Annotated in this window: 14 protein-coding genes; 3 read left to right on the forward strand and 11 right to left on the reverse strand. The window is 71.8% G+C overall.

Annotated features, from left to right (window positions below; all coding sequences use genetic code 11):
• Positions 1-8: 8 nt before the first annotated feature.
• Complete coding sequence (locus ABC270_RS15485) at positions 9-1,418, reverse strand: sensor histidine kinase (RefSeq protein WP_412881616.1); 1,410 nt, start codon at positions 1,416-1,418, stop codon at positions 9-11.
• On the reverse strand, positions 1,418-2,122 hold the full coding sequence (locus ABC270_RS15490) for a response regulator transcription factor (protein ID WP_412881617.1): 705 nt from the start codon (positions 2,120-2,122) through the stop codon (positions 1,418-1,420). Before ABC270_RS15490 ends, ABC270_RS15485 begins: the two co-directional genes overlap by 1 nt.
• A gap of 186 nt (positions 2,123-2,308) precedes the next feature.
• Between ABC270_RS15490 and ABC270_RS15495 the strand changes: the two genes are divergently transcribed.
• On the forward strand, positions 2,309-2,929 hold the full coding sequence (locus tag ABC270_RS15495; protein WP_412881618.1) for a hypothetical protein: 621 nt from the start codon (positions 2,309-2,311) through the stop codon (positions 2,927-2,929).
• Positions 2,930-2,938: 9 nt separating this feature from the next.
• Here ABC270_RS15495 and ABC270_RS15500 read toward each other — a convergent pair whose 3' ends face one another.
• Positions 2,939-3,781: a helix-turn-helix transcriptional regulator gene (locus ABC270_RS15500; RefSeq protein WP_412881619.1), complete on the reverse strand. Its 843-nt coding sequence runs from the start codon at positions 3,779-3,781 to the stop codon at positions 2,939-2,941.
• Between the two features lie 102 nt (positions 3,782-3,883).
• Here ABC270_RS15500 and ABC270_RS15505 point away from each other — a divergent pair, with 102 nt between their 5' ends.
• A complete protein-coding gene (locus ABC270_RS15505) occupies positions 3,884-4,624 on the forward strand; it encodes an SDR family oxidoreductase (protein ID WP_412881620.1) in 741 nt (246 codons plus the stop codon).
• An 18-nt stretch (positions 4,625-4,642) separates the two neighbouring features.
• On the opposite strand, the gene ABC270_RS15510 is transcribed toward ABC270_RS15505, so the two are convergent.
• The 7 genes from ABC270_RS15510 to rsmI all read right to left on the reverse strand — a co-directional run bounded on the left by ABC270_RS15510 (position 4,643) and on the right by rsmI (position 10,408).
• Positions 4,643-5,086 (reverse strand): hypothetical protein, encoded by a 444-nt coding sequence (locus tag ABC270_RS15510; protein WP_412881621.1) that lies wholly within the window; start codon positions 5,084-5,086, stop codon positions 4,643-4,645.
• A gap of 72 nt (positions 5,087-5,158) precedes the next feature.
• The gene (locus tag ABC270_RS15515; RefSeq protein ID WP_412881622.1) at positions 5,159-5,698 is read right to left on the reverse strand and encodes a hypothetical protein; all 540 of its coding nucleotides are present in this window, start codon (positions 5,696-5,698) and stop codon (positions 5,159-5,161) included.
• Between the two features lie 29 nt (positions 5,699-5,727).
• Positions 5,728-5,922 (reverse strand): hypothetical protein, encoded by a 195-nt coding sequence (locus ABC270_RS15520; protein WP_412881623.1) that lies wholly within the window; start codon positions 5,920-5,922, stop codon positions 5,728-5,730.
• Positions 5,923-6,120: 198 nt separating this feature from the next.
• On the reverse strand, positions 6,121-6,969 hold the full coding sequence (gene rsmA, locus ABC270_RS15525; protein ID WP_412881624.1) for a 16S rRNA (adenine(1518)-N(6)/adenine(1519)-N(6))-dimethyltransferase RsmA: 849 nt from the start codon (positions 6,967-6,969) through the stop codon (positions 6,121-6,123).
• Between the two features lie 2 nt (positions 6,970-6,971).
• Complete coding sequence (locus ABC270_RS15530) at positions 6,972-7,901, reverse strand: TatD family hydrolase (protein WP_412881625.1); 930 nt, start codon at positions 7,899-7,901, stop codon at positions 6,972-6,974.
• The gene (gene metG / locus ABC270_RS15535; protein ID WP_412881626.1) at positions 7,898-9,478 is read right to left on the reverse strand and encodes a methionine--tRNA ligase; all 1,581 of its coding nucleotides are present in this window, start codon (positions 9,476-9,478) and stop codon (positions 7,898-7,900) included. The genes ABC270_RS15530 and metG overlap by 4 nt, the downstream gene beginning before the upstream one ends.
• Before the next feature lie 108 nt (positions 9,479-9,586).
• Positions 9,587-10,408: a 16S rRNA (cytidine(1402)-2'-O)-methyltransferase gene (gene rsmI, locus ABC270_RS15540; RefSeq protein ID WP_412881627.1), complete on the reverse strand. Its 822-nt coding sequence runs from the start codon at positions 10,406-10,408 to the stop codon at positions 9,587-9,589.
• An 85-nt stretch (positions 10,409-10,493) separates the two neighbouring features.
• Here rsmI and ABC270_RS15545 point away from each other — a divergent pair, with 85 nt between their 5' ends.
• Positions 10,494-12,128: a dolichyl-phosphate-mannose--protein mannosyltransferase gene (locus ABC270_RS15545; protein WP_412881628.1), complete on the forward strand. Its 1,635-nt coding sequence runs from the start codon at positions 10,494-10,496 to the stop codon at positions 12,126-12,128.
• 15 nt (positions 12,129-12,143) lie between these two features.
• Here ABC270_RS15545 and ABC270_RS15550 read toward each other — a convergent pair whose 3' ends face one another.
• Positions 12,144-12,791 (reverse strand): TetR/AcrR family transcriptional regulator, encoded by a 648-nt coding sequence (locus ABC270_RS15550; protein WP_412881629.1) that lies wholly within the window; start codon positions 12,789-12,791, stop codon positions 12,144-12,146.
• Positions 12,792-12,892 lie beyond the last annotated feature (101 nt).

Genomic DNA, 12,892 nt, shown 5'->3' on the forward strand with positions numbered 1-12,892 from the left:
CGCCCACCCTAGGCACGACCGCTCGGACGTTCCAGGGTCTGTGACGCCCCGTGACCCTCCGGTCGAGCGGGGTGTCGCTCCAGGACGACGCGGAAGCACGCGCCCCGCTCCACGGGGACGGCGGTGATGCGTCCGCCGAGCCGCTCGACGAGGCGCGCCGCGATGGACAGTCCGAGCCCGGTGCCGACGGGGCGCTCGTCGCGGTGGCGGTCGCGGAGGGCGCCACGGACGAAGGCCCGGTGGAGGTCCTCGACCGCGATGCCGGGGCCGTCGTCGGCGACCTCCACGACGACGCCCGCCGGCTCGTGCGCGACCCGGACCACCACCCGACCGCCGGGACGTGCGACCCGCAGGGCGTTCTCGACCAGCCCGTCCACCACCTGCCGCAGGCGGAGGGGGTCGGTGCGCGTCACGGCCTCCCGCACGCGCGGCTCGGCTCCGACCGTCGCTCCGACCGTCGCGGCGCGCCCCTCCCACGCGCGGACGCTCTCGGCGACGACCTGCATGACGTCGACGGGTTCGCGGCGGATCGGGAAGTCGTCCGCCTCCAACCGTGCGAGTGTCAGCAGGTCGGCCACGAAGGCGTCGAGCCGCTCGGTCTCCGCCCGCACGACGGCACCGACCCTGGCCGTGTCGTCGGCGGGGACGAGGCCGTCCGCGAGCGCGTCCGCGTAGCCCCTGACGGCCGCGAGCGGCGTGCGGAACTCGTGCGAGATCGAGGTGAGGAACTCCCGCTGGGCCGCTTCCGACCGGGCGAGCTCGCGGTCGAGGAGCGCCAGCGCACGCTGCACGTCGGCGATCTCCGTCACTTCGGCGATCCGGCCGTCGGAGGATCCGCGGTCCGCGAGCACGCCACGCTCACCCGAGGCCAGTCGCGCGGCGATCGCCGAGACGCCCCGGAGCGGCCGGGTGACGAACCGCGCCACCACCACGCCGAGCACGATCGCGACGAGCACACCGATGACCAGCGCCACGCCGAACCGGGCGAGCACCGTGTCGGCGTGCAGGACCGACACGTCCTCCACGGCGACGACGGAACCGCCGCCACGAGCCGGGACCGCCTCGACGAGCAGCGTCCGCCAGCCGTCCACCTGCCGGACGGACAGCCGGTCCGTCGAGGTGAGCCGTGCCTCCAGGCCGGACGGCACCGAGGTGGCGAGACCGCGCAACGCGCCGTCCCCGCCGGAGCCGATGTCGATGCGCTCCTTGCTGCGGCGCTCGACGCGGGCGGCGAAGGCGGCGCGCTGCCCCGCGGGAGCTGCTGCGAGAGCCTGCGCCGTGGCCAGCAGCACCTGCCGGGTCTGGCCGATGGATTCCTGCCGAACCAGCTGGAACCCGACGATGCTCACGGCGAGCACCGCGACCAGTGCGACCGCCACGGTCGTCGCGACGATCCGTCCCGTGAGGCTGCGGCGCATCACTCCGGTTCCTCCGGTTCCACCGGTTCCACCGGGTCGAAGGCGTAGCCGACGCCACGGACGGTGCGGATGCCGGAGTCCTCGCCGAGCTTCGCGCGGAGCTGCGCCACGTGCACGTCCACCGTCCTGGTGCCGCTGAAGTCGGCGATGCCCCAGACCGCGCCGAGCAGTTGCGCCCGCTCGAACACCCGGCCGGGCTCGCGCGCGAGGTGGGCGAGCAGGTCGAACTCGGTCGCCGTCAGCGCGACCGGCCTCCCGTCCACCGTCACGCGCCGACGCACGGTGTCGATCCGCAACCGGCCGGCGTGGACGACCGGTTCGGCGCGCGGTGTCGCACGCCGGACGAGGCCCCGGACCCGCGCGGCGAGCTCGCGCCCGGAGAACGGCTTCGTGACGTAGTCGTCCGCGCCGAGCTCGATGCCGAGGACTCGGTCGACCTCGGCATCGCGCGCGGTGACCAGCACCACCGGCGTCCAGTCATCGGCGCTGCGGAGTGCCCGCACCACCCCGATCCCGTCGAGTGACGGCAGCCCGATGTCCACCACGGCGGCGACCGGAGCGGTCCTGCGGATCGCTGCGAGGGCGTCCGCTCCGTCCCGGACGACGAGGACCTCGAACCCGGCGTCGCGCAGGTAGAGGCGCTCGACGTCGGCGATGGCCGGCTCGTCCTCGGCGACGACGACGAGCCCTCGTGCGGTGTCCACGTGCCGATCTTCGGACCGGACCGCCGGGAACGCCACCGGAAGCCGCCCGACCCGGTGCGTGTCCGTACAGGACCCGAACACAGCGGTGACGTTCCCCGATCCTGCCGGTCCCACCATCGTCCTGTCGTGGTCGTCCGGTCACGACGTCGTCGGTCGCCGACGCGGCCGTCCGCCAGGAGGAACACCATGCTGCCCACCACCCGTCGCCGCCTGCTCGTCACCACCGCCGCTGCCGCTGTCTGCCTCTCCGCCGTCGGCGGTGTGGCAGCGCTCGGCGGAGCAGCGGCGAACGCTGCGACGCCCGCCGCTGCGACCGCGACGCCGTCCGCGGCGCACGCGCACCGCCGCCTCACCGCCGCGGAGCGGACGGACCTCCGGCGGATCGAACACGCGATGCCGAAGTCGTTCCGTCGAGCCCTGCGCGAGGCGGAGCACCACAAGACCACGGCCGAGCGGAAGGACGCGCTCGCGGCGGTCGAGCGGCACGCGGTGTCGGGAACGTACGGCGACACCGTCCGTTCCGTCGTGCAGGACGCCGTGCGGGCGGGGACGTCCGCGTTGCCGTCGCGGACCGCCGCCCGGGTGAAGGCGATCGAGGACGGACGGCGGACCGACCTCCGGCGGGACGTGCGCGTGTTCCTCCGCCGGGCCCTCGACGGGCGGTACGGATCGACGCTGCAGCACGAACTGGAGCAGCTGGGCGAGGGACTCCCGGCGGTGCCGGCACGCTCGCCGGGCGCCGGTTCTTCGGGGGCCGGCTCGTCGGGGGCCGGCTCGTCGGGGTCTGACTCGTCGTCTGCCAGCTGACCGGGCCGGTCAGCTGGCGAACGCCTGGGTGCCGACGACGCCGAGCAGCTCCAGCTTCTCGGCGTCCTCGGTGCCGGGCGGTGCGGTGAAGAGCAGGAGGGCCTGCGCTCGGTTGTCGGTGTGCAGCACCTGGCAGTCGACGGTGATGCGCCCGAGCTCCGGGTGGACGAAGGTCTTCCGGTCCTCCCAGCGGGCCCGAACCTCGTGGAGTGCCCAGAGTTCCCGGAACGCGGGGCTCTCCCGCTCCAGGTCGGCGATCAGCTGCTGCGCCCGTCGATCTCCCGGCCCGGCAGCGCCGACCGCTGCGCGGAGACTCGCGACCTGCGCCCGCGCGAGGCGGTCGTGCTGCTCCGGCGCGTACTTCGCCCGTTCGGCGGCGGTCATGAACCACCGCCACGGCTGGTAGCGCTCGTTGCCGGGCAGGTCGACCGTCGAGCCGAGGAGCGCCACCGCCAGCCGGTTCTCGACGAGGGTCTCGCCGAGGTCGTTCACCACGATCGCCGGGGTGTCCTCGAGCCGGTCGAGCACCCGGAGGACCGCGGGGTCGACGTGGTCGGAACGGTGCACCCGGACGGGAGCGTTGTGCCCGGAGAGGTGGAACAGGTGGTCCCGCTCATCGAGGGAGCAGCGGAGCGCACGGGCGATCGCCGCGATCATCTGCTCGGACGGCTGCGGACCACGCTGCTGCTCGAGCCGGGTGTAGTAGTCGGCGGACATCCCCGCGAGGGATGCGACCTCCTCGCGCCGCAGACCCGGGGTCCGCCGACGTGTCCCGCTCCCCAGCCCCACGTCCTCGGGGCGCAGGAGCTCGCGACGTCGGCGGAGGAAGTCGGCGAGGGCGGCACGGTCCATGTCCCTCATCGTGCACCGCGTGCGCGGTCCGAGCCAGGGATCGGCGGTCCCCCGATGACCGCGCTCTGGTTCACCTCGGGACGTCGGAGCACCGTGGTGGACATGGACATCACGAACGCCACCGTCTTCATCCCCGGCGCGACCTCCGGCATCGGCCTCGGGCTCGCGCTCCGCCTCCAGGCCGCGGGCAGCACCGTCGTCATCGGCGGACGTCGAGCAGCCCTGCTGGACACCCTCCGCGACGAGCACGGCTTCGACACCGTGGTCGTGGACGTGGCCGACCCCGCGTCGATCGCCGCCGCCGCCGACACGGTGCTCGCTGCCCACCCCGCGCTCGACACCCTCGTCACCATGTCGGGCATCATGCGGCCCGAGGACCTCCGGGACCCCGGTCACGTCGACGACGCGGTCGCCACCGTCGAGACCAACCTGCTCGGCACCATCCGACTCGTCGACGCGTTCCTGCCGCACCTGCTCGGCCGGCCTGCCGCGACCGTCGTGACCGTGTCGTCGGGCCTCGCGTTCACGCCGCTCGCCGCGACGCCGACCTACAGTGCGACGAAGGCAGCGGTGCACTCCTACACGCTGTCGCTCCGGCAGCAGCTCGTCGGGTCGTCCGTCTCCGTGCTCGAACTCGTCCCGCCGGCGGTCGCCACGGACCTGCTCGGCGGCGCGGACTTCGGTGGGATGCCGCTCGACGACTTCCTCGACGAGGTCGTGGGCCTGCTCGAGTCCGGCGCCGCGCCGGAGATCCTCGTCGAGAACGTCCTGCCGCTGCGGTGGTCCGAGCGGGACAGGACGCAGCAGCAGCTCATCGAGGTGCTCGCCGGTCGCGGGCACTGACGGCGAGCGGCCCGACGCTCAGTCCGTGACCGGCCCCACGTCGCCGTCGCGTGCTTCCCGTCGGCGCACCCAGCGGTCGACCGCGCGGTTCACGAGCCACAGGGCCACGACGCTCCCGACGGCCACGAGCGACGAATCGACCGGACGGCCGACCAGACGGGCGGCGACGTACCCGGCGAGGAGCGCGATCACCCAACTCAACCGGGCGAGGGGCGCACCCAGGAAACCGTTGGATGGCCGAGCTTCGACGTCCTCGTCCTCGTCCGGGCCGTCGTCGGCACGCATCCGGGCGAACGCGACACCCCAGACCACGAGCAGGACACCGAGCGGGATCGCGACCCAGGCGGCGTCGCTCGTCGGGTCGTGCACGGCCGCGACGACGGCGAGCACGGCGACCGTGACGCCACCGGCCACGAACGAGGCGGTGATGGCACGGGCGAGTTTCGAAGGGCGTTGCGGCACCCGGTGAGCGTAGCGCCGTCAGGGGGTCCGAGGGACCCCCGTTCGGCCGTCACGCCGTCCGCCGAAGCGCGGTCAGAGGCCGGCGAGCAGCTGCTGCAGCTCGGCCTTCGCGTCGGGCATCCGCTCCGGACCGGTCAGCCGCTCGCGTTGCACGCTGATCCGGACCGTCCCGGGCCTGGGGCCGTCCTCGGTGTTGAGGAGGACCGATTCACGATCCGGGAAGGTCCACCGGGCGGACGGCCGCTTGCCGCCGCGGCTCTGCGAGGTCGGGTCGAACCCGAGCGCGGCGGTGACGACGGGAAGGACACGGTCGAGCACGGCTTCCCGTTCACCGGGGAGCTGCCGCGAGGCCGACACCGCGAACGTCCCGTCGGACCGCTGTCCCGGGATCCGCAGCCCGCGCGCCTGCTCGTAGCCGATCGCGACTCCCTGCGCCCACCATCCGTCGACGCCCTGCTCGACGAGCCATGCGGCGATCGCGGTGTGGCCGAGGTGCTGTCCACCGGCTGCGTCGAGTTCGGAGTACCAGTCGTCGGGCATCCTGCCGGTGGCCGCGAGGATGCGGTCCGGCCCTGCGCCCTGCGTGTGCGATCGCACCGTCCCGTCGCTCATGCGGTCAGCGTAGGGCCGGCACGATCGCATCACACATGGCGGGTGTTCAGGGAAGGAGTGAACAGCAACCGGGTGCCTGCCTGTGTCAGGCGTTCGAGGAAGTCCGCGGTCGCAGCGTGGTGCCGCGCCTCCGACTCGAGGGCCGCGAAGACGAAACTGTGGTCGAGCACCACGCTCTCCGTCTCGACTGTTCCCATCGCGCTGACGCGGTTGTGCAGGGTCACTGCAGGGTGAACGGCAGGGTCGCGCTGCGCAACCGATCAGGCTCGATGGAGAAGGTCGGCGTGTCCAGGATCGCGCGTACCGCCTTCGCGCGCTCATCCGGCGTCCCGACCGGTCATGAAGCCTCCTCGGTAGGTGAAGAAGACCGTACGACCGCCCGGAACCGTGTACCGAACACTTTCGATGTTCAGTACACGTGGTCAGCCCGCCGCGAGCACCGTCCGCCCGAGCCGGACGAAGTCGTCGATCCCGATGACCTCGCCACGTGCAGTGGGGTCGATCCCCGCGGCGGTCAACACCTCGGCTGCCCGGGCGCTCCCCCCGAGCACACCGGACAGGCTCTGCCGGAGCATCTTGCGCCGCTGTTGGAACGCGGCGTCGACGAGCACGAAGACCCGCGACCGGAGCGCTTCGTCCCCGGGCTGCTCGCCGCGGTCGAACCCGACGAGCACGCTGTCGACGTTCGGCACCGGCCAGAACACCTGACGGCTGACCTGCCCGGCGATCGACCACGACCCGTACCAGGCGGCCTTGACGCTCGGCGAACCGTAGACCTTGCTGCCCGGGTCGGCGGCGAGCCGGTACCCGACCTCGGCCTGCACCATGACGAGCGCGCGTTCGATGCTCGGGAACGTCGCGAGGAGGTGCAGGAGCACCGGCACGGAGACGTTGTACGGCAGATTCGCCACGACGTGCGTCGGCGGTTCTGCGAGGTCCGTCGTCGCGATGGTCAGGGCGTCCTGGTGCACGACGCTGAGCCGGGCGTCGGGCTGCATCGCGGACACGGTGGCCGGCAGCTGGGCGGCGAGGCGTCCGTCGATCTCCACCGCGGTGACCGACGCGCCGGTCTCGGTCAGCCCGAGGGTGAGCGAGCCGAGGCCCGGTCCGATCTCGAGGACCCGCGACTCCGGCGTCACCCGACCGGACGCGACGATCCGACGGACGGTGTTCGCGTCGTGCACGAAGTTCTGCCCGAGCTTCTTGGTCGGGGTGACGTCGAGCTTCGCGGCGAGGTCGCGGATCTCCGCCGGACCGAGGAGCGCGCCCACGACTACTCCGTCACCGTGACGGGCTCGGCGTCCCACGCGCCGTACACGGTCTCGGTGTTCGAGGCGATCTGCGCAGCGAGCATCGAGACGTCGGTGCGCAGGGTCTCCGCCATGGCCCGGAGCGTGAGCGGGATGAGGTACGGCGCGTTCGGCCGGCCGCGGTGGGGCGTCGGGGTGAGGAACGGCGCGTCGGTCTCGACCATGATCAGGTGGCGCGGCGCGACCTCGAGCGCATCGCGGAGGTTCTGCGCGTTCTTGAACGTCACGGTGCCGGCGAAGGACATGTACCAGCCCCGCTCGGCGCAGAGCCGGGCGAGGTCGGGACCGCCCGAGAAGCAGTGGAAGACGGTGCGCTCCGGTGCGCCGACGCGGTCGAGGACCTCGACCACGGCGTCGTGCGCGTCCCGGTCGTGGATCGTCAGCGCGAGGTCGTGCTCCTTGGCGATCCGGATGTGTTCCTCGAACGAGCGGACCTGGGCGGCGCGGCCGTCCTCGCCCGTGCGGAAGAAGTCGAGGCCGGTCTCACCGATCGCGCGGACCCGGGGCAGCGCGGCGAGCGCTGCGATCCCCTCGAGGTGCTCGTCGAGGGTGCCGGCCGCGTCGAGGACGGGCGCTTCGTTCGGGTGCAGCGCGACGGCCGCGAGCACGCGCGGTTCACGGCCTGCGATGGCGGCGGACCACTGCGAGGTGGCGAGGTCCGTACCGACCTGCACGACCCCACGGACGCCGACGCTCGACGCACGGTCGAGGTGCTCGCGGTACTCGAGCGGACCGTCGCCGCCCTCGCCGACGCCGTCGGCGATCTCCATGTGGGTGTGGTTGTCGTACACGGGGACGACGAGCGCCTGCGGGAGGGGCGGGTAGGTCAGGTCGCGCTTGGACCCGCTCCCCGATCCCTCGCCGCGGGCACGGACGTGCGCAGCGTCGGTCACGCTGCGCCCTGCTCCGGCTGCTGCTCGATGCGCGGGAAGAGCCCGGACTCGAGCGGCACGACCTGCGCGGCCGCCTGCCACTCCCACGCCCGGTCGATGCGCTGCTCGGCGATGGACCCGCCCGCTCCGATCGACGCCCACAGCTTCTCGGTCGCCTTCGGCATGACCGGCGAGACCAGGACGGCGACCGTGCCGAGACCACGGAGCGCGGTGACGAGGACGGTCGCGAGTCGCTCACGCTTCGCGTCGTCCTTCGCGAGGGCCCACGGCTCCTGCTCGGTGATGTACCCGTTCAGGGCATCGACGAGTTCCCAGACCGTGGCGATCGCGTCGTGCGGCGCGAAGGCACCCACCGCGGCGTCGGCACGCTCGGTCACCGAGCGCGCGAGGTCCTCGATCGCGCGGTCGGCCTCGGTCGGGTCGCCCGCCGCGGGGACGACACCGTCGAAGTACCGGCCGAGCATCGCGACGATGCGCGAGGCGAGGTTGCCGAACCCGTTGGCGAGTTCGGCCTGGTACCGGGCGGAGATATCCTCCCAGCTGAAGTTGCCGTCCTGCCCGAAGGTGATCGCGCGGAGGAAGTAGTACCGGAACGCGTCCGACCCGAAGGTGTCGGTGATCTCGGAGGGCGCGATGCCGGTGAGCTTCGACTTCGACATCTTCTCGCCGCCGACGAGGAGCCAGCCGTGCCCGTAGACGCGCTCCGGCACGGGCAGCCCGGCCGCCATGAGCATGGCCGGCCAGATGACCGCGTGGAACCGGGCGATGTCCTTCCCGACGATGTGGACGCTCGGCCAGAGGCGCTGGAAGGCTTCATCGTCGTCGGAGCCGTAGCCGAGCGCAGTGACGTAGTTCAGCAGCGCGTCGAACCACACGTACAGGACGTGGTCGTGGTCCCAGGGGATCTGGATGCCCCAGTCGAAGCTCGACCGCGAGATCGACAGGTCGCGCAGCCCCTGCTTGACGAACGAGATGATCTCGTTGCGGACGCTCTCGGGCTGGATGAAGTCGGGGTTCGACTCGTAGAGGTCGAGCAGTCGCTGCTCGAAGTCGGACATGCGGAAGAAGTAGTTGCGCTCGGACAGCACCTCGACCGGGATCGAGTGGATCGCGCAGACCTGCTGTCCCTCGTACGCACCCGTCCCGGCCACGAGGTCGCTGGGCTGCTTGTACTCCTCACACCCGACGCAGTAGAAGCCCTCGAACTCGCCGGCGTAGATGAAGCCGTCGTCGTACAGCTTCTGCAGGAAGGCCGTCACGCCCCGCTCGTGACGCTCGTCCGTCGTGCGGATGAAGTCGTCGTTGGCGACGTCGACGGTCTCGAGCAGGGGCTTCCACGCGTCGGTGACGAGCCGGTCCGCCCACTCCTTCGGGGTGACGTCGTTCGCCGAGGCGGTGCGCAGGATCTTCTGCCCGTGCTCGTCGGTGCCGGTCAGCAGCCAGGTGTCCTCGCCGCGCTGACGGTGCCAGCGCGCGAGCATGTCCGCGGCGACCTCGGTGTACGCGTGCCCGATGTGGGGCACGTCGTTCACGTAGAAGATCGGCGTGGTGATGCTGAAGGAGGACCCGTCGGACATGCGGACCATCCTACGGGCGTGCGGAGCGCGGATGACGCGGCTGTGGAGAAGCCGGCCTGGAGGCGCGGTGCGGGCCCGACCCGCGCCTCCAGGCCGCTGATCGGCACGTCACTTCGCGGCCAGCGCGCCCTCGTAGAGGTCGCGCTTGGACAGGCCGGTCGCGTCCGCGACCGCCGCGGCGGCCTCCTTCATGCGTGTGCCGGCGGCGACCCGCTCGAGCACGAGCCGGACGCCGTCGTCCAGGGAGGTCACGTCGTCGCTGCCGGACGAGCCCTCGACGACGACGCAGATCTCGCCGCGCGATCCGTCGGCGGCCCAGGCGGCGAGTTCGCCGAGCGTGTCGCGCCGGACCTCCTCGTGCAGCTTCGTGAGCTCGCGGCAGACGACAGCGCGGCGGTCGTCGCCGAACGCGGCGGCCATGTCCGCGAGCGTGTCGCCCAGTCGGTGCGGCGACTCGAAGAAGACCATCGTGCGACGTTCACCCGCCAGCGCCTCGAACGACCGGCGCCGCTCCCCCTGCTTCCGCGTGGGGAAGCCCTCGAACGTGAACCGGTCGGTCGGGAGACCGGACACGGCGAGCGCCGTGAGGACCGCGGACGGACCCGGGATCGCGGTGACCGTCACCCCCGCTTCGGCCGCGGCGGCGACGAGGGGGAACCCGGGGTCGCTGATCGCCGGCATGCCCGCGTCGGTGAGGACCACGACGTCGTCGTCCTGGGCGAGCGCGACGACGTCGGCTGCACGCTCCCGCTCGTTGTGCTCGTGGAGGGCGATGAGCCGCGGGCGGTTCTCGATCCCGAGTGCCCGCATCAGGTGGACCGCCGTCCGGGTGTCCTCGGCGGCGACGACGCTCGCGTTCGAGAGGGTCTCGACGAGTCGGCGCGATGCGTCTCCGAGGTTGCCGATGGGGGTGGCTGCGAGCACGATCACCCGTCCATTGTCGTCGCACGGCGGCTGTCCACAGCACCCGGGAGGTCGCAGCCGGGTCATGGGGAGCCTCCGTAGGATGTCCGCGATGACCAGCGAGCTGACCGACGACCGCCGGGACGTGGCGGACCGCCCGACCGGCTCGCGACTCGACGACTGGTGGGCGCACGTCCTCCGGACCGGCACGCGGGTCGCGGTGTGGCGCTGGACCGGACCGCTCGCGGTGACGGTGCTCGCCGCCGTGCTGCGGCTCGTCGGCCTCGGCCACCCGCACGCGCTCGTGTTCGACGAGACCTACTACGTCAAGGACGGCTGGTCGATCGTGCACCTCGGGTACGAGGGCACGTGGCCGGCGAACCCGTCGGGAGAGGGCACGCCGACGACGGACCAGCGGTTCGCCGACGGACAGACCGACCTCTTCTCGCAGGCCGCCGAGTTCATCGCGCACCCCCCGCTCGGCAAGTACCTCATCGGGCTCGGCATGCTGCTGTTCGGGGCGGACAGCTCGTTCGGCTGGCGGATCACGGTCGCGGTGCTCGGCATCGCGACCGTGTTCCTCACCGCCGTGATCGCCCGGTCGCTGTTCCGCTCGACCGCGATCGGCACGCTCGCCGGCTTCCTGCTCGCGATCGACGGACAGGCGATCGTGCTGTCACGAGTGACGCTGCTCGACGGCATCCTGACCTTCTTCGTGGTCCTCGGTGCCGGGGCACTCCTGCTCGACCGGCGGTGGACCGAGCGGCGACTCGATCGGTGGGTGGCGCGCCGCACGGCTGCCGGACGGGACACATTGTGGGGGCCGTTCCTCTGGTGGCGGCCGTGGCTGATCGCGATGGGGCTCGCGCTCGGGCTCGCGACCGCGACGAAGTGGTCGGGGATGTTCTTCCTGGCGTTCTTCGCGGTCTACTCGGTGCTCGGCGACATGATGATGCGGCGCAGGGCGGGCATCGAGTTCTGGTCGTCGAGCGCGTTACTGCAGCAGGCACCGGTGTCGTTCCTCCTCACCGTGCCGATCGCCGCGGCGACGTACCTGGCGTCGTGGACCGGCTGGTTCCTGTCACGCGACGGGTGGGATCGGGACTGGATCGGCTCCGAGGGCGGCCAGCGCTGGACGGGGGTGCTGGCGTGGGTGCCGGACAGCCTGCAGAACTGGTGGCACTACCAGTCCGAGATCTACGGGTTCAACATCGGCCTGCACACGCCGCACTCGTACCAGGCGAACCCGCTGCTGTGGCTCGTGATGCAGCGGCCGACCTCGATGTACTACGTCGGCACGAACGCCGGACAGGACGGCTGCACAGCCTCCCGCTGCGGCGAGGCCATCACCGGGATCGCGAACCCGTTCATCTGGTACGCCTCGGTCATCGCCGTGGTCGCGCTGCTCGTCCTCTGGGTGCTGCGTCGACGCTGGGAGTACGGCTTCGTGCTCATCGGCGTCGCGGCGGGCTACCTGCCCTGGCTGATGTACGTGAACCGCACGGTGTTCCAGTTCTACACGATCGCCTTCGAGCCGTTCATGGTGATGGCCCTCGCCGCGGCGATCGGTCTCGTGCTCGGACGCCGGACCGATGAACGCTCGCGCCGGACGCGCGCGATCGTCTGGGTGGGCGTGTACCTCGGTGTCGTCGTGCTCGCGTCCGTCTACTGGTACCCGATGTGGACCGCGATCCAGATGCCGTGGGACTTCATCCGTTCCCACTACTGGGTGCCCAGCTGGCTGTAGTCGCCAGGGTCTGGGTCAGCTGTTCGGCTGCAACGCCCGCTCGAGTGCCTCGCGGTCGAGCGGGGTGCCGGACATCGGGTCGGCGCGCTCCGGGGGCATCACGCCGTCGATGAGCACCTGCGCGTAGCGCCGCCAGGCATCGGGATCGGTCGTCCGGGTGGTGTCCGCCACGGCGCCGAGCATCTGCGTGAGCATCGGGAGGTCGCGGTAGTCGAAGCCGTCCCGCACGACGCCGGCCGCCTTCGCCCGGCGGATGATCTCCGACACCTGGGTCTCGAGCCGGTTGCGCTCCTCGACGATCGACGGGCGGGCCTTGCCGGCGCGCACGATGGCGTCGGCGAGCGCCCGGTCACGCGCACGGAACTCGAACACGCCCATCAGGTACACGCGGAGCGCCTCGCGGGGGTCGAGCTCCTCGGCAGCGCGGGCTGCGGCACCGTTCATCGCCTCGAACTTGGTCGCGAGCAGCGCCTCGATCAGGGCGTCCTTGTCGGCGAAGCGGCGGTAGACCGTGCCGACACCGACCCCGGCTTCGTGTGCGATGTCGTTCAACGTGACCGACAGGCCGCGTTCCGCGAAGCACCGCCTGGCGGTCTGCAGGATGAGCTCGCGGTTGCGTGCTGCGTCCGCGCGCAGAGGGCGGTCCAGGTCGGTGGTGCTCACGAGGGAAAAAGTAGTCGACGATTCTGGGAACAAACGGATGCGGTCCCTCCGTTTCCATGTACACTCGACGCAAGCGGATGCACGGCATCCGCTTTCTCCTG

This window comes from Curtobacterium phoenicis (genome assembly GCF_047238015.1).
GTDB lineage: Bacteria > Actinomycetota > Actinomycetes > Actinomycetales > Microbacteriaceae > Curtobacterium.